This is a genomic window from Bacillus sp. FSL K6-3200 (genome assembly GCF_038630485.1).
GTDB lineage: Bacteria > Bacillota > Bacilli > Bacillales > Bacillaceae > Bacillus > Bacillus safensis.
Window position 1 is genome coordinate 2,427,074 of the sequence record NZ_CP152032.1, and the last position, 16,235, is coordinate 2,443,308.

8 protein-coding genes, 21 tRNA genes, 3 rRNA genes and 1 riboswitch are annotated in these 16,235 nt (G+C 45.9%); of the genes, 28 read left to right on the top strand and 4 right to left on the bottom strand.

Annotation, left to right across the window (positions count from 1 at the left end):
* The first annotated feature begins 66 nt into the window (after positions 1-66).
* A complete protein-coding gene (locus MHI60_RS12280) occupies positions 67-621 on the top strand; it encodes a GNAT family N-acetyltransferase (RefSeq protein WP_095409394.1) in 555 nt (184 codons plus the stop codon).
* Between the two features lie 240 nt (positions 622-861).
* Here MHI60_RS12280 and thiT read toward each other — a convergent pair whose 3' ends face one another.
* Positions 862-1,437 (bottom strand): energy-coupled thiamine transporter ThiT, encoded by a 576-nt coding sequence (gene thiT, locus MHI60_RS12285; protein WP_095409393.1) that lies wholly within the window; start codon positions 1,435-1,437, stop codon positions 862-864.
* A 97-nt stretch (positions 1,438-1,534) separates the two neighbouring features.
* Positions 1,535-1,637: riboswitch (TPP riboswitch) on the bottom strand.
* Between the two features lie 436 nt (positions 1,638-2,073).
* Between thiT and MHI60_RS12290 the strand changes: the two genes are divergently transcribed.
* From MHI60_RS12290 to MHI60_RS12405, 24 genes are all read left to right on the top strand, one after another.
* Positions 2,074-3,622: ribosomal RNA gene (locus MHI60_RS12290) — 16S ribosomal RNA — on the top strand.
* A gap of 182 nt (positions 3,623-3,804) precedes the next feature.
* Positions 3,805-6,735, top strand: a 23S ribosomal RNA gene (locus MHI60_RS12295).
* Between the two features lie 61 nt (positions 6,736-6,796).
* Positions 6,797-6,912: ribosomal RNA gene (gene rrf / locus MHI60_RS12300) — 5S ribosomal RNA — on the top strand.
* The 16S, 23S and 5S rRNA genes sit together here, the layout of an rRNA operon.
* A 606-nt stretch (positions 6,913-7,518) precedes the next feature.
* Positions 7,519-7,594: transfer RNA gene (locus tag MHI60_RS12305), tRNA-Val, on the top strand.
* Positions 7,595-7,627: 33 nt separating this feature from the next.
* A tRNA-Thr gene (locus tag MHI60_RS12310) sits at positions 7,628-7,703 on the top strand.
* 37 nt (positions 7,704-7,740) lie between these two features.
* Positions 7,741-7,816: transfer RNA gene (locus tag MHI60_RS12315), tRNA-Lys, on the top strand.
* Positions 7,817-7,824: 8 nt separating this feature from the next.
* Positions 7,825-7,907, top strand: a tRNA-Leu gene (locus MHI60_RS12320).
* 30 nt (positions 7,908-7,937) lie between these two features.
* A tRNA-Gly gene (locus MHI60_RS12325) sits at positions 7,938-8,009 on the top strand.
* Between the two features lie 12 nt (positions 8,010-8,021).
* Positions 8,022-8,107: transfer RNA gene (locus MHI60_RS12330), tRNA-Leu, on the top strand.
* Between the two features lie 10 nt (positions 8,108-8,117).
* Positions 8,118-8,194: transfer RNA gene (locus MHI60_RS12335), tRNA-Arg, on the top strand.
* Positions 8,195-8,201: 7 nt separating this feature from the next.
* Positions 8,202-8,278: transfer RNA gene (locus MHI60_RS12340), tRNA-Pro, on the top strand.
* 8 nt (positions 8,279-8,286) lie between these two features.
* Positions 8,287-8,359: transfer RNA gene (locus MHI60_RS12345), tRNA-Ala, on the top strand.
* Positions 8,360-8,384: 25 nt separating this feature from the next.
* Positions 8,385-8,458: transfer RNA gene (locus MHI60_RS12350), tRNA-Met, on the top strand.
* A gap of 4 nt (positions 8,459-8,462) precedes the next feature.
* Positions 8,463-8,539: transfer RNA gene (locus MHI60_RS12355), tRNA-Ile, on the top strand.
* A 7-nt stretch (positions 8,540-8,546) separates the two neighbouring features.
* Positions 8,547-8,639 (top strand) — tRNA-Ser (locus MHI60_RS12360).
* A 22-nt stretch (positions 8,640-8,661) separates the two neighbouring features.
* Positions 8,662-8,738: transfer RNA gene (locus tag MHI60_RS12365), tRNA-Met, on the top strand.
* A 4-nt stretch (positions 8,739-8,742) separates the two neighbouring features.
* A tRNA-Asp gene (locus MHI60_RS12370) sits at positions 8,743-8,819 on the top strand.
* Between the two features lie 18 nt (positions 8,820-8,837).
* A tRNA-Phe gene (locus MHI60_RS12375) sits at positions 8,838-8,910 on the top strand.
* Positions 8,911-8,937: 27 nt separating this feature from the next.
* A tRNA-His gene (locus MHI60_RS12380) sits at positions 8,938-9,013 on the top strand.
* Positions 9,014-9,024: 11 nt separating this feature from the next.
* Positions 9,025-9,098 (top strand) — tRNA-Gly (locus tag MHI60_RS12385).
* 17 nt (positions 9,099-9,115) lie between these two features.
* Positions 9,116-9,192: transfer RNA gene (locus MHI60_RS12390), tRNA-Ile, on the top strand.
* Between the two features lie 6 nt (positions 9,193-9,198).
* A tRNA-Asn gene (locus MHI60_RS12395) sits at positions 9,199-9,273 on the top strand.
* A 3-nt stretch (positions 9,274-9,276) separates the two neighbouring features.
* A tRNA-Ser gene (locus MHI60_RS12400) sits at positions 9,277-9,367 on the top strand.
* A 7-nt stretch (positions 9,368-9,374) separates the two neighbouring features.
* Positions 9,375-9,446, top strand: a tRNA-Glu gene (locus MHI60_RS12405).
* A gap of 77 nt (positions 9,447-9,523) precedes the next feature.
* On the opposite strand, the gene MHI60_RS12410 is transcribed toward MHI60_RS12405, so the two are convergent.
* The 3 genes from MHI60_RS12410 to MHI60_RS12420 form a co-directional block, all read right to left on the bottom strand.
* Entirely contained in the window at positions 9,524-10,000 is a 477-nt protein-coding gene (locus MHI60_RS12410) for a tryptophan-rich sensory protein (protein ID WP_144485024.1), read from the bottom strand.
* Positions 10,001-10,086: 86 nt separating this feature from the next.
* Entirely contained in the window at positions 10,087-10,821 is a 735-nt protein-coding gene (locus tag MHI60_RS12415) for a TraR/DksA C4-type zinc finger protein (RefSeq protein ID WP_048239181.1), read from the bottom strand.
* Positions 10,822-10,939: 118 nt separating this feature from the next.
* Entirely contained in the window at positions 10,940-11,878 is a 939-nt protein-coding gene (locus tag MHI60_RS12420) for a 1,4-dihydroxy-2-naphthoate polyprenyltransferase (RefSeq protein WP_144471484.1), read from the bottom strand.
* Between the two features lie 381 nt (positions 11,879-12,259).
* Between MHI60_RS12420 and MHI60_RS12425 the strand changes: the two genes are divergently transcribed.
* The 3 genes from MHI60_RS12425 to menH are packed head-to-tail and all read left to right on the top strand — an operon-like array spanning position 12,260 to position 16,225.
* Positions 12,260-13,678 (top strand): isochorismate synthase, encoded by a 1,419-nt coding sequence (locus tag MHI60_RS12425; protein ID WP_144485022.1) that lies wholly within the window; start codon positions 12,260-12,262, stop codon positions 13,676-13,678.
* Positions 13,671-15,416, top strand: a complete 1,746-nt coding sequence (gene menD / locus MHI60_RS12430; RefSeq protein WP_144471478.1) for a 2-succinyl-5-enolpyruvyl-6-hydroxy-3-cyclohexene-1-carboxylic-acid synthase — start codon at positions 13,671-13,673, stop codon at positions 15,414-15,416. The genes MHI60_RS12425 and menD overlap by 8 nt, the downstream gene beginning before the upstream one ends.
* Positions 15,398-16,225, top strand: coding sequence for a 2-succinyl-6-hydroxy-2,4-cyclohexadiene-1-carboxylate synthase (menH, locus tag MHI60_RS12435; protein ID WP_095409363.1), 828 nt, complete (start codon positions 15,398-15,400; stop codon positions 16,223-16,225). The genes menD and menH overlap by 19 nt, the downstream gene beginning before the upstream one ends.
* The last annotated feature ends 10 nt before the right edge of the window (positions 16,226-16,235 follow it).

The following is a 16,235-nucleotide window of genomic DNA, read 5'->3' on the forward strand; positions in this document are numbered from 1 at the left end:
AATTTTATAAAATAGAAACTTATTATATGAAACATAGAGTAGAAAATGGTTAGAAGGGGTGTGCAGATGAAGGTTAGACATGCAGTACATAACGATATTCCTAAAATCGCGCAAATTCATGTGGAGAGCTGGCAAACGACTTATCACGGCATCATTTCACAAGAGTATTTAGAGGCTTTAAATGTAGAGGAGCGGGAAGAGAGCTGGAGAAGCAGATCACTTGAAGGCACATTTGTCGCAGAGGATACTGACGGAGTATTTGGTTTTGCTTCCTTCGGAAAACAGCGTGATGAGAGATATCCAATATATGATGGTGAGCTTTATGCCATCTATTTGTTGCAGAAAAAGCAGAAATCAGGAGCGGGTATGGCTTTGATTGCAAAAGGCGTGGATTATTTAATAGAGAAAGGCTTTCAGAATATGCTGCTCTGGGTATTTGAGCAAAATTCAGCGAAGCAATTTTATCAAAAGCTTCAACCTAGTTTTGCCGTCACCAGCCAGTTCGAGCTGGCTGGTGAGAAACATGAGGAAATAGGGTATGGATGGGAGCTGTCTGTACTAAGTGCTCATGTTCAACAGATTATATCGTCAGCTTCCAGTAATAATGAGAGAAAAAAGTAAAAAGTGTGGCGAGCAAAATATAAGATATAAAAGGAGAAGCCTCTACTTTTCCTTTCACACCTGCTATTTTTAGTGCCTCATAGAAACTTGCCAAAAAGTAGGCGAGACTGAGAATGTAACAGCACAGCATAATGGAGTAAGGATTCATTGTCGTACCTCCAGCATGAAATCTTCTACTATTAATAGATTCAATAGAGCTTCAAATTATGCATATAAAAATAACCCGCTGAAGCAGCCGGGTTATTTTTGTCGAGGAAAAACCAAACGAGACGCACTAGGGATGAGTAAACAAAGAACAATACTACAAATGATGAATGAAGGAACCATATATGTGCTGTTATAAACTAATGAATACACCCATCCCGGCGTTCCTTTTGGTGCATAATGAGAAAAGAAAACAACGCCTGAAATAAAGAACGTCAGCAGTCTGAAGAAACTGGCGACAAATACAGCTAGGATAATATAGAAGAATTGTTTCTTTCGCTTTTTATCCTGAATGGCTTTTTTGATTGATACTGAGAATAGCCCGCTTAAACAAATCACAACAGATGCGACAAAGTAATCGAGAAATCCTTGTACAGGTGTTGCGATAATAGGATTGTTCATCAGCTGCAGTCCTGCGATTAACACACCGATGATAAATCCAGCAGACACGCCCCATCTAATGGACATGAGAATGACAGGAATCATGATCAGTGCAATTGACCCGCCGTTCGGCATTCTTAAAAAGAGACCCGATAAATAATCTAAAACAAGTGCAAGAGAAGTCATGATGGCGATCTCCATCAGTCGTACTAATTGATTTGATTGCTGCATAAAAAAATCCCCTTTTCACGAATTGTGCAAGGAGAGACCATGTCAGGATGAGTATGTGATTCATAGAAAAACATATCGGCTTGAATACAATGCATGTATGCAAGTGATTCCACATTCCTACTTCAGTATTAACTGACAGGTTCAAAGGGTCAGAACAACGAATTGTTCACTCTCAGCACAAAGCTCCCCCTGCGGTTATTTAGTTTCAATCTATTATAAATATACTAAAGACCTACAGGATCAACAATAGTGAATTACGGAGTTAAGCCCTTTTTGTACGAATATATAGGAAGAGATCAGGAAAAATAAATTATTTAGAAAAAATACTTGTTTCTTCTTTTAAAAGGTGTTATATTTGTATTCGCCGCTGAAACAGCGCGGTTGAGAAATAACATTCAAGAAAAAAGTTGTTGACTTCATCTTGATAGAATGTTATATTAATAAAGTCGCCTCTGAGAGACGGCGAAGATGATCTTTGAAAACTAAACAAGACAAAACGTACCTGTTAATTCGAGTTTTTATAAAAAAATCCTATGATACTTCATAGGTAGTCAGTCAAACTGGCGAGGCAGGAAATGATCACATGCTAAGTTCGCTACATCGTGTAGCAACGCATGTGTGATATGCATCCTGCATACCTCGGAGAGTTTGATCCTGGCTCAGGACGAACGCTGGCGGCGTGCCTAATACATGCAAGTCGAGCGGACAGAAGGGAGCTTGCTCCCGGATGTTAGCGGCGGACGGGTGAGTAACACGTGGGTAACCTGCCTGTAAGACTGGGATAACTCCGGGAAACCGGAGCTAATACCGGATAGTTCCTTGAACCGCATGGTTCAAGGATGAAAGACGGTTTCGGCTGTCACTTACAGATGGACCCGCGGCGCATTAGCTAGTTGGTGGGGTAATGGCTCACCAAGGCGACGATGCGTAGCCGACCTGAGAGGGTGATCGGCCACACTGGGACTGAGACACGGCCCAGACTCCTACGGGAGGCAGCAGTAGGGAATCTTCCGCAATGGACGAAAGTCTGACGGAGCAACGCCGCGTGAGTGATGAAGGTTTTCGGATCGTAAAGCTCTGTTGTTAGGGAAGAACAAGTGCGAGAGTAACTGCTCGCACCTTGACGGTACCTAACCAGAAAGCCACGGCTAACTACGTGCCAGCAGCCGCGGTAATACGTAGGTGGCAAGCGTTGTCCGGAATTATTGGGCGTAAAGGGCTCGCAGGCGGTTTCTTAAGTCTGATGTGAAAGCCCCCGGCTCAACCGGGGAGGGTCATTGGAAACTGGGAAACTTGAGTGCAGAAGAGGAGAGTGGAATTCCACGTGTAGCGGTGAAATGCGTAGAGATGTGGAGGAACACCAGTGGCGAAGGCGACTCTCTGGTCTGTAACTGACGCTGAGGAGCGAAAGCGTGGGGAGCGAACAGGATTAGATACCCTGGTAGTCCACGCCGTAAACGATGAGTGCTAAGTGTTAGGGGGTTTCCGCCCCTTAGTGCTGCAGCTAACGCATTAAGCACTCCGCCTGGGGAGTACGGTCGCAAGACTGAAACTCAAAGGAATTGACGGGGGCCCGCACAAGCGGTGGAGCATGTGGTTTAATTCGAAGCAACGCGAAGAACCTTACCAGGTCTTGACATCCTCTGACAACCCTAGAGATAGGGCTTTCCCTTCGGGGACAGAGTGACAGGTGGTGCATGGTTGTCGTCAGCTCGTGTCGTGAGATGTTGGGTTAAGTCCCGCAACGAGCGCAACCCTTGATCTTAGTTGCCAGCATTCAGTTGGGCACTCTAAGGTGACTGCCGGTGACAAACCGGAGGAAGGTGGGGATGACGTCAAATCATCATGCCCCTTATGACCTGGGCTACACACGTGCTACAATGGACAGAACAAAGGGCTGCAAGACCGCAAGGTTTAGCCAATCCCATAAATCTGTTCTCAGTTCGGATCGCAGTCTGCAACTCGACTGCGTGAAGCTGGAATCGCTAGTAATCGCGGATCAGCATGCCGCGGTGAATACGTTCCCGGGCCTTGTACACACCGCCCGTCACACCACGAGAGTTTGCAACACCCGAAGTCGGTGAGGTAACCTTTATGGAGCCAGCCGCCGAAGGTGGGGCAGATGATTGGGGTGAAGTCGTAACAAGGTAGCCGTATCGGAAGGTGCGGCTGGATCACCTCCTTTCTAAGGATATATGGAGCAGCGTACGTTTTCGTCTTGTTTAGTTTTGAAGGATCATTCCTTCAAAACATGTCTCTAGCGAGACAGGATTGTTCTTTGAAAACTAGATAACAATAAGTAATACATTCACATTGAATGCAATGCAAAGTTCATCACACATAGTGATTCTTTCTAAAGTAAGAAATGGTTAAGTTAGAAAGGGCGCACGGTGGATGCCTTGGCACTAGGAGCCGATGAAGGACGGGACGAACACCGATATGCTTCGGGGAGCTGTAAGCAAGCTTTGATCCGGAGATTTCCGAATGGGGAAACCCACTGCTCGTAATGGAGTAGTATCCATACTTGAATACATAGAGTATGAGAAGGCATACCCGGGGAACTGAAACATCTAAGTACCCGGAGGAAGAGAAAGCAAATGCGATTCCCTGAGTAGCGGCGAGCGAAACGGGAACAGCCCAAACCAAGAGGCTTGCCTCTTGGGGTTGTAGGACACTCTATACGGAGTTACAAAGGAATGATATAAGCGAAGAGGTCTGGAAAGGCCCGCCAAAGAAGGTAACAGCCCTGTAACTGAAATGTCATTCTCTCCAGAGTGGATCCTGAGTACGGCGGAACACGTGAAATTCCGTCGGAATCCGGGAGGACCATCTCCCAAGGCTAAATACTCCCTAGTGACCGATAGTGAACCAGTACCGTGAGGGAAAGGTGAAAAGCACCCCGGAAGGGGAGTGAAATAGATCCTGAAACCGTGTGCCTACAAGTAGTCAGAGCCCGTTAACGGGTGATGGCGTGCCTTTTGTAGAATGAACCGGCGAGTTACGATCCCGTGCAAGGTTAAGCAGAAGATGCGGAGCCGCAGCGAAAGCGAGTCTGAATAGGGCGCATGAGTACGTGGTCGTAGACCCGAAACCAGGTGATCTACCCATGTCCAGGGTGAAGTTCAGGTAACACTGAATGGAGGCCCGAACCCACGCACGTTGAAAAGTGCGGGGATGAGGTGTGGGTAGGGGTGAAATGCCAATCGAACCTGGAGATAGCTGGTTCTCTCCGAAATAGCTTTAGGGCTAGCCTCAAGGTAAGAGTCTCGGAGGTAGAGCACTGATTGGACTAGGGGCCCCTACCGGGTTACCGAATTCAGTCAAACTCCGAATGCCGATGACTTATCCTTGGGAGTCAGACTGCGAGTGATAAGATCCGTAGTCGAAAGGGAAACAGCCCAGACCGCCAGCTAAGGTCCCAAAGTATACGTTAAGTGGAAAAGGATGTGGAGTTGCTTAGACAACCAGGATGTTGGCTTAGAAGCAGCCACCATTTAAAGAGTGCGTAATAGCTCACTGGTCGAGTGACTCTGCGCCGAAAATGTACCGGGGCTAAACGTATCACCGAAGCTGCGGACTGTTCTTACGAACAGTGGTAGGAGAGCGTTCTAAGGGCTGTGAAGCCAGACCGGAAGGACTGGTGGAGCGCTTAGAAGTGAGAATGCCGGTATGAGTAGCGAAAGACGGGTGAGAATCCCGTCCACCGAATGCCTAAGGTTTCCTGAGGAAGGCTCGTCCGCTCAGGGTTAGTCGGGACCTAAGCCGAGGCCGAAAGGCGTAGGCGATGGACAACAGGTTGATATTCCTGTACCACCTCCTCACCATTTGAGCAATGGGGGGACGCAGGAGGATAGGGTAAGCGCGGTATTGGATATCCGCGTCCAAGCAGTTAGGCTGGGAAATAGGCAAATCCGTTTCCCGTAAAGGCTGAGCTGTGATGGCGAGCGAAATTTAGTAGCGAAGTTCCTGATTCCACACTGCCAAGAAAAGCCTCTAGCGAGGTGAGAGGTGCCCGTACCGCAAACCGACACAGGTAGGCGAGGAGAGAATCCTAAGGTGATCGAGAGAACTCTCGTTAAGGAACTCGGCAAAATGACCCCGTAACTTCGGGAGAAGGGGTGCTTCTTAGGGTGTTAAAGCCCCGAGAAGCCGCAGTGAATAGGCCCAGGCGACTGTTTAGCAAAAACACAGGTCTCTGCGAAGCCGTAAGGCGAAGTATAGGGGCTGACGCCTGCCCGGTGCTGGAAGGTTAAGAGGAGCGCTTAGCGTAAGCGAAGGTGCGAATTGAAGCCCCAGTAAACGGCGGCCGTAACTATAACGGTCCTAAGGTAGCGAAATTCCTTGTCGGGTAAGTTCCGACCCGCACGAAAGGCGCAACGATCTGGGCACTGTCTCAACGAGAGACTCGGTGAAATTATAGTACCTGTGAAGATGCAGGTTACCCGCGACAGGACGGAAAGACCCCGTGGAGCTTTACTGCAGCCTGATATTGAATGTTGGTACAGCTTGTACAGGATAGGTAGGAGCCTTGGAAACCGGAGCGCTAGCTTCGGTGGAGGCATCGGTGGGATACTACCCTGGCTGTATTGACCTTCTAACCCGCTGCCCTTATCGGGCAGGGAGACAGTGTCAGGTGGGCAGTTTGACTGGGGCGGTCGCCTCCTAAAATGTAACGGAGGCGCCCAAAGGTTCCCTCAGAATGGTTGGAAATCATTCGCAGAGTGTAAAGGCACAAGGGAGCTTGACTGCGAGACCTACAAGTCGAGCAGGGACGAAAGTCGGGCTTAGTGATCCGGTGGTTCCGCATGGAAGGGCCATCGCTCAACGGATAAAAGCTACCCCGGGGATAACAGGCTTATCTCCCCCAAGAGTCCACATCGACGGGGAGGTTTGGCACCTCGATGTCGGCTCATCGCATCCTGGGGCTGTAGTCGGTCCCAAGGGTTGGGCTGTTCGCCCATTAAAGCGGTACGCGAGCTGGGTTCAGAACGTCGTGAGACAGTTCGGTCCCTATCCGTCGCGGGCGCAGGAAATTTGAGAGGAGCTGTCCTTAGTACGAGAGGACCGGGATGGACGCACCGCTGGTGTACCAGTTGTTCTGCCAAGGGCATCGCTGGGTAGCTATGTGCGGACGGGATAAGTGCTGAAAGCATCTAAGCATGAAGCCCCCCTCAAGATGAGATTTCCCATTCCGCAAGGAAGTAAGATCCCTGAAAGATGATCAGGTTGATAGGTCTGAGGTGGAAGCGTGGTGACACGTGGAGCTGACAGATACTAATAGATCGAGGACTTAACCTATATTCTAATGTGAAGCATGAACATTGTTATCTAGTTTTGAGAGAACATTCTCTCCATCAGGTTTGGTGGCGATAGCGAAGAGGTCACACCCGTTCCCATACCGAACACGGAAGTTAAGCTCTTCAGCGCCGATGGTAGTTGGGGGTTTCCCCCTGTGAGAGTAGGACGCCGCCAAGCTTCTATAAGGATCAGTTCCATTTGGAACTGGTCTTTTTTGTTTTTTCTTCTAACAGCATTATGATGTAAGCTGGGAACTTCTCTTCTGCAATCTCCAAGTAGCGTTTAATCATGACGTAATTATCGCTAATGTATTGAGACAGCAGTTCGTCACATCATCTCATGTCTAAAAGCAGCGTGTGAAACACTGGGCATAAAGAGAAAAAGCGCCAATCGCATAAAACCTTATCAATAAAAAATAATAGAGAGACAGAGTATGAGCTTATATAGGGGCACTCCATATATCTTTAATTTAAATCGAAGAGGTGTAAGCCTATTCGATTTCTATAAATGCTTTACGTCTAAAGAGATACCTATATCATTAAAGTATAAAAATGAGAGACTGCTAATATTTCTGAAGGAATTGAACGTTTTTAAAGAGAATATAGAGAAGAGAGTTCAGCTGCTGAACGTTGAACAGCAGCTGTATGAATAGGTGATATGGCGATCATTTGTTAAAAGAAATAGGCAATGAAAATTGAAATAAAATTTTTTTAATATAGCCTTTACAAATGATTAAAACCTGTATATAATAATCTTTGTCGGATCGAGAGATTCCTACATAGTGGAGGATTAGCTCAGCTGGGAGAGCATCTGCCTTACAAGCAGAGGGTCGGCGGTTCGAGCCCGTCATCCTCCACCATATTTATTCTTACATAATGTTAGGATAGATAAAGCCGGTGTAGCTCAACTGGTAGAGCAACTGACTTGTAATCAGTAGGTTGGGGGTTCAAGTCCTCTTGCCGGCACCACTTTCATATGGTAAGATAGACAAGTCGCTTTAAAAGCGAGCCATTAGCTCAGTTGGTAGAGCATCTGACTTTTAATCAGAGGGTCGAAGGTTCGAGTCCTTCATGGCTCACCATGTTTCATGCGGGTGTGGCGGAATTGGCAGACGCGCTAGACTTAGGATCTAGTGTCTTTATGACGTGGGGGTTCAAGTCCCTTCACCCGCATTGCCAAATAAAATAAAGAAATCCTGTAATGCGGAAGTAGTTCAGTGGTAGAACACCACCTTGCCAAGGTGGGGGTCGCGGGTTCGAATCCCGTCTTCCGCTTATACCATCCACGCCGGGGTGGTGGAATTGGCAGACACACAGGACTTAAAATCCTGCGGTAGGTGACTACCGTGCCGGTTCAAGTCCGGCCCTCGGCATTATAAATAAGCGCCCGTAGCTCAATTGGATAGAGCGTTTGACTACGGATCAAAAGGTTAGGGGTTCGACTCCTCTCGGGCGCGCCATTAAGATCGGGAAGTAGCTCAGCTTGGTAGAGCACTTGGTTTGGGACCAAGGGGTCGCAGGTTCGAATCCTGTCTTCCCGACCATCTTTTATGGGGCCTTAGCTCAGCTGGGAGAGCGCCTGCCTTGCACGCAGGAGGTCAGCGGTTCGATCCCGCTAGGCTCCACTTTATAAAAGTTTATTTTGATCATGGCGGTGTAGCTCAGCTGGCTAGAGCGTACGGTTCATACCCGTGAGGTCGGGGGTTCGATCCCCTCCGCCGCTATAAAGGACCTTTAGCTCAGTTGGTTAGAGCAGACGGCTCATAACCGTCCGGTCGTAGGTTCGAGTCCTACAAGGTCCACCATCTATACGGAGGAATACCCAAGTCCGGCTGAAGGGATCGGTCTTGAAAACCGACAGGGGTGTCAAAGCCCGCGGGGGTTCGAATCCCTCTTCCTCCGCCATATTTTTTAAAACCCATATCATCGCGGGGTGGAGCAGTTCGGTAGCTCGTCGGGCTCATAACCCGAAGGTCGCAGGTTCAAATCCTGCCCCCGCAACCAAAATGGTCCGGTAGTTCAGTTGGTTAGAATGCCTGCCTGTCACGCAGGAGGTCGCGGGTTCGAGTCCCGTCCGGACCGCCATTTTTCAAAAGAATACTTGGCTCGGTAGCTCAGTTGGTAGAGCAACGGACTGAAAATCCGTGTGTCGGCGGTTCGATTCCGTCCCGAGCCACTTTTATAAAAAAATATTCATAGTATGGCGGTTGTGGCGAAGTGGTTAACGCACCAGATTGTGGCTCTGGCACTCGTGGGTTCGATTCCCATCAATCGCCCCATACATATTTTTGCGGGTGTAGTTTAGTGGTAAAACCTCAGCCTTCCAAGCTGATGTCGTGGGTTCGATTCCCATCACCCGCTCCATTTGTATATCTGTTCATGGGCCTGTAGCTCAGCTGGTTAGAGCGCACGCCTGATAAGCGTGAGGTCGGTGGTTCGAGTCCACTCAGGCCCACCATGATCTTCCGCAGTAGCTCAGTGGTAGAGCTATCGGCTGTTAACCGATCGGTCGTAGGTTCGAGTCCTACCTGCGGAGCCAAATGGAGAAGTACTCAAGTGGCTGAAGAGGCGCCCCTGCTAAGGGTGTAGGTCGCGCAAGCGGCGCGAGGGTTCAAATCCCTCCTTCTCCGCCATTGTTCTGGCCCGTTGGTCAAGCGGTTAAGACACCGCCCTTTCACGGCGGTAACACGGGTTCGAATCCCGTACGGGTCATTTTTAAAAGAGATCTTGTCAAAGATCTCTTTTTTATTTTCTTCAAAACAAAAGACCGCTATCATGGCGGTCTTTTTTTACATATTCATGGAATAGATCGTATAAGACAAGTATGTCGCAAAGAAGCCCCATAAGACATAAGGAATCAGTAAAATTGGAACGACTTTGCTTAGTTTACGCGATACGATGACAAGTGCGAGTGCTGTCAGTGCGACGAGCAGGCAGTCGATCGTAGCCACAAACAAATCCTTTTGTGTAAATTGAAAAAAGCTAAAGGCTTGATTGAATACATAATTTAAAAGGAAAAGAATCCAAAATGGTAAAGTAATTTTTTGAAATCCATACCTTCCATAAATGATCGCTGCGGACAATGAGATGAGCGCAAATAAGACAGCCCATACAGCACCAATCACACCGCCACCAGGCGTCCATTCTGGTTTATTCAATGCGTCATACCATTCTCTGTCAATGGGGAACAAGAATCCGGCAATAGAGAATAGTGCGTATGTAATAAAGAAGACGACAATCGCCCAAATGATACTTTTTCTAGCCATCAAGAATCTCCTCCAATCAAATTCACTCTTAAAGTGATTTCCCAATAATTACATGATATAAACATAAAGCCCCCAATATGAGGGGACTAATGATTTTCTTCTGTATAAGGTTCTTCCTCGTACGGTTTCAAGTCACCAAATACCGTCATGACACCTTCTTCGTCTAATGCATCTTCATAGGCCTCGTGTGCTTTGTTCGGATACACCTTGCTGGCTTTTCCTTCAATATCAGCAGCTGCGAATCCTTCGTAGTCCTCCACATAATCTTCATCTTCTGATTGTGTATACACATCATCGTATGTCAGAGGAGGGAATTCCATATCAGACGGGGTATCAGAGTTTCCATAGCGTTCTACGTCTTGGTAGGCATCCTCTCCATCGTACGCAGCACTTTCTTCATTTTCAAATTGTCCCGCTGGCGGACTTAATAAATCCTCTTCAATTGGACGGTTTTGTGAAACGGTCTGTTCTTTTGAATGCTCTGTGCATGTGACGGCAGTGGGCAAGGCTTCTAAGCGTTCCTTTGGAATAGGGGCTTTACAGACCTTGCACAGACCGTAAGAGCCGTCTGCAATGGCTTGAAGTGCTTCATTGATGTCTAACATATGTTCATGTTCCAAACTGTTTAAAGCAATATCTTTCCCACGCTCGAATAGCTCTGTCCCTTGATCACCCGGGTGGTTATCATAGGCAGACAATTCACCGACCGAATCGTAAGGAAAGGATACTTTCTGTTCATCGTCATGGCTTTTGGCTTCAAGTTCTTTCTTTTCGTCGAGAAGGCGCTGTTTCAAATGATGTAATTCGTCTTTAGACAACAAAGCGATCATCCTTTCATATCAAACATATTGTTAGTATGAGCAATTTTATATGTAAGACTAGTTCCAATTTGAAGCAATTCCTTATTAAAAAAACGCCTGCGGCTGCAGGCGTTCTTAGTTAAGCGGTATAGTATTGTAAGATTAAAGCGATCGTCAGCAGAAAACCAAAAAATGTATTGGTTTGAGCTGTAGATTTCATGGCATTCATTAATTCAATCGGTTTTTCTTTTTGTTTAAACTCTTTAATGGCTGTATAGGCTTTTGGCACACTGAGTAAAACAAGAAGACTCCAAGCACCGACGATATCTGTGAAGATATAAACAAAAATGAGCACATATGATACCAAAAACATGGAAAGTAAAATGTTCACTGCAGCTTTACGTCCAGCAAGAATGGCAAGTGTTCTTCGTCCATTTTCCTTATCCCCGTCTAAATCACGGATATTGTTCGACAGTAAGATGGCACCAACTAAAATAGAAATTGGTAGTGAGACGAGAACAGCTTTAGACGTCAGTGTGCCTGTTTGGATATAGAAACTAATCAGGATGATTCCTAATCCCATAAAAGCACCTGAAACAAGTTCTCCAAACGGTGTATATGCAATTGGTACAGGGCCGCCAGTATAGAAATAACCTGCTGCCATACAAATAAGTCCTATTAGTGCAATCCACCAGCTAGACATCATGCAAATATATACCCCAAGTAATAAAGAAAGCGCAAATAGAGCATAAGCGAGGCTGAGGACTGTCTTTGGCTTCACACCGTTTCTTACAATGGCTCCGCCGATGCCGACAGATTTCTCGTTGTCCAACCCGCGAACATAATCAAAGTACTCATTAAACATGTTTGTTGCGATTTGGATAAACATAGATGCAAACAGCATGGCTAAAAATAGCCCAACATGTATTTGACCACTTGGAAGTGCTAAAACAGTTCCTAAAGTAACGGGAATAAATGCCGCTGTTAGTGTATGCGGTCGTAGTAAATTCCACCAAATTCGCCAGTTTTTATCAGGCTTAATTGGTGAAAGCTGATCTGATATCGATTGATGCTGCATAAAATATACTCCTTTAAATAAAAAAATACGTACACGTCCAAATTCCAGTTTAGCAAAGTTCAAAAAGGTGTCAATATATTGATGCGATGAAACGGGAAAAAGATGTTTGCTAATCGTTGCCATATCGAAGGAAAGCTTGATTTTAGAACAGGTCCTGCCATTTTACCTTAGATGTTCTCGTTTCAATAAGCAGGAGCGAAAAAATCTTGAAAGCGTGATATAATAAGGATTCGAGGTTTTAAAAGCTGTTTTCTTTACTAAGTTCATCTGTTAAGGTTTATAATAGAAAAGCAGGTCATTCGACATATTCGAATGTTCATGTATTTTTTCATTATGGTTTTATTTTTTTATGTTATTTCATGGATTTTGGAGGAATGTATCATGGTGACAACAGTGCAAAGTACTTTCCGGCAGGAAGCGCTTGCGACATTAGAAGAAGCGAATAACGTCAACCATGCTGTTTTGATAAGCTACTCCAGAAGAGTTGACGATCTGGATCCTCTTGCCTTTTTCCAAAGCGGTGAAGCGGATTTTTTAGGCGAGCGGTTTTTTTGGTCTGATCCAGAAAGCCAAATGATATTTTCTGGACTTGGCAGAGCGGCCGTCATTAAATCATCTGAGCAAGGCAAGGAACGATTCGATATAGTCCATCAAGAATGGGAACAGCTAAAGCAGCACATGTTCCATTTTCATGATGAGAAGGAGTTAAAGCAAGCGGCTGTTGGTCCGCTTTTATTTGGAGGATTCTCGTTTGATCCGTATGAAGAGAAGGCGCGTCATTGGGAAGCATTTGGCGAGGCTCATTTTTTTGTGCCATCGATCATGCTGACTGTCTCAAAAGAAGGCAGTTTTCTTACGATCAATGAGTGGAAACAGGTGGACGGGAATGTTCATCAGCTTATTCAAGAATTAGAACAAAAGGCCTCTCGTTTCGAGACATTGCCAGTACGGACTGGTGGACAAGCTGAACTTGTTCATATGGAAGAGCTCGATGTGAAGGAATGGATGAAGGCGATCCAAGAAGCGACAGACCACATTCGTGCAAACGAATATGAAAAGGTTGTTTTAGCAAGAGAAGTCTTGCTTCACTATAAAAATCAAATTGAACTTGCTCCACTATTAGCAGAATTATTAAAGCATCAAACAACGAGTTATGTATTTGCGGTTGAACAGGGAAGACAAGCATTTGTCGGAGCAACGCCGGAACGCTTAGTGAAAAAAAGCGGCGGAGAGGTCTTTTCATCCTGTTTAGCAGGTTCCATTGTTCGCGGAAAAGATGAAGCGGAGGATCACGCATTAGGCGAGGAACTGCTGCATGATGAGAAGAATTTGATTGAACATCAAATTGTCGTCAATATGATTGAGCAAGCATTTGAAGCGAATTGCCTTCATGTGCATAAACCAAATCAACCAAGTCTTTATAAAACAAAAAACATTCAGCATTTGTTTACACCAATTGTGGGAGAAATCAAAAGCAGCTGTTCCCTCTTTTCATTAATTGAGCAGCTTCATCCGACGCCGGCATTAGGCGGATATCCGAAGGAAAAGGCGGTAGAAGTGATTCGTGAACTCGAACCGCTTAAGCGCGGCTGGTATGCAGCGCCGGTAGGCTGGATTGATTCTCAGGATAATGGAGAATTTGCTGTAGCCATTCGGTCAGGTCTCATTGAGGAAGACCGTGTTCGTTTGTTTGCTGGCTGCGGAATTGTAGAGGATTCCCTTGCAAAGCAGGAGTATGAGGAAACACAAGTGAAGTTAAGACCAATGCTGTCTGCTCTTGGAGGTCATCCTATTGAATAATCACATCATGACAACATATATAGGCAGATTGATGGATGAATTCGTCCAAGGTGGTGTGAAAGAGGCAGTTGTCTGTCCTGGTTCTCGTTCAACTCCGCTTGCGATGCTGGCCCTTGCTCATCAAGACATCCATGTCCATGTTTTAGTGGACGAACGGTCTGCTGCTTTTTATGCGCTTGGTCTTGCAAAAGCAAGTCAATCGCCAGTGCTGCTTATTTGTACATCAGGTACAGCAGCTGCTAACTTTTACCCAGCCATTGTAGAGGCGCATTATTCTCGTGTACCTCTTATTGTTTTAACTGCTGATCGGCCGCACGAATTGAGAGAAGTTGGGGCACCTCAAGCGATTGATCAGCAATTCTTATTCGGTAAGTTTGTTAAATGGTTCACAGACTTAGCGTTGCCAGAGGAAAGTCAAATGATGCTTCGTTATGTTCAGACGGCAGCTGCGAGAGCAAATCACATGTCGATGCAGGAGCCAAAGGGGCCTGTTCAGGTCAATGTGCCTCTGAGAGAACCATTGCTTCCTGATCTGTCTATTGATCCTTTCGCGCGAGAAGAATCAGACACGAAAAAGGTATTAGCATCAGGTCAGGCTTTCCCAAATGATCGAGTGATGTCTGAAATCGTGACCGCCTTGAACCAATCCAAAAAGGGAATGATTGTGGCTGGTGAACTTCATACACAGGAAGAAAAAGAGGCAGTTTTACGCCTTTCAAAAGCCCTGCATTTACCTATTTTAGCTGACCCGCTTTCTCTTTTGCGCAACGGGCATGAGAATAAAGAGCTAATTATCGACGCTTATGATTCTTTATTGAAAGATGAAGCATTGCAGCAGCATCTATTGCCGGATATGATCATTCGTTTTGGCCCGATGCCTGTGTCTAAGCCCTTATTCAAGTGGCTGGAAAAACATGCGGAAGTGCAGCAGATTGTTGTAGATGCTGCCGGAGGCTTACGTGATCCTGGGTTAAGTGCTTCATACGTCATTGAAAGTACTGTCTCTGCTTTTGTAGAAGCGGCATTAAATCAAGCAGAAAAATGTGAGGAGACAAGTTTCTTAAACCGCTGGCAGAATGCTAATTCTTCATTTAGAACGCATGCAGCCCGCTATTCAGATGAGGATTTGTCCTTCGAGGGGAATGTGTACCGTCAGCTTCAGCACCTCTTGCCAAAGGAGAGTGTCCTTTTTATCGGAAATAGTATGCCAATTCGTGATGTTGATACATTTTTTGAAACTCAGTCCAAACCTTTTCGAATGATGGCGAATCGCGGAGCAAATGGCATTGACGGCGTTGTATCCACAGCACTTGGCACATATGCAGCTGTAAAGCAGCCAGTTACTTTAGTCATTGGAGATTTATCATTTTACCATGATATGAACGGTCTGCTTGCAGCTAAACTGATGGACATTCCGCTGACAGTTGTTTTGATAAACAATGATGGGGGAGGTATCTTTTCTTTCCTTCCGCAGGCATCTGATGAACCGTATTATGAGAAGCTCTTCGGTACGCCGACAGGACTGAATTTTGAGTATGCATCGAAGTTATATGGGGGAACCTATTCGAAACCGGCAACGAAACAAGAGTTACATGATGTGTATATGGCACATATCGATGAACCTGGGCTTCATTTAATTGAAATTGAAACTGATCGTCATTCCCGTGTAGACAAGCATCGTCAAATGATGGATGACATATTGGAAGAAGTGAAAAAAGAATGCCTTCTCTCATTATAAGAATGCGTGATGGGGTAGCGTACGAAGTGGTTGACCAGAACCCTTCGGCAGCAAATGCCACACTATGCTTACACGGCTTCACTGGAAGTGCAGCGTCTTGGACGTTCTTGAATGCTTATTTGGAGAATACAAGACTGATTCAGGTCAGCTTGCTTGGACATGGGCGTACGGACTCGCCAGAAAGTGTGAGAAGATATGCAATGTCTCAGCAGCTGGCAGATCTTGCAGAGATTTTAAACCAATTAAAGCTTCACAAAGTGAATATTCTCGGATATTCTATGGGAGGACGTATTGCTTTATCATTTGCTGCTCGTTACCCAGATCGTGTCAATAAATTGATCCTTGAGAGTACGTCTCCAGGGCTACGCACTTTTAAAGAGCGGATGGCAAGACTGAAGCATGATCATCAGCTCGCTCAAAAAATCAGATATGAGGGCTTAGTGAAGTTTGTGGATTTTTGGGAAAGCATTCCTTTGTTTGCTTCGCAGAAAACTTTATCAGCCGAAAGGCAGACTGAGCTGAGAGAGGGAAGACTGAAGGCCAATCCTCTTGGGCTGGCTCGCAGCTTAGAAGGAATTGGTACAGGTTCACAGCCGTCTGTTTGGAAGGCATTAAAGCATATTCATTTGCCTGTATTGTTCATTTGCGGAACGCTTGATGAAAAGTTCTGCCATATCGGGAAACGTATGCAGCAAGAGCTGAAAGGAAGTCAATTTATATTGGCTGAGCATGCTGGGCATACAGTTCATGTGGAACAACCACATTTTTTTGGTAAAATAGTAAGTGAGTTTATTTTAGCGCAAGATTAGAGGAGGAAAT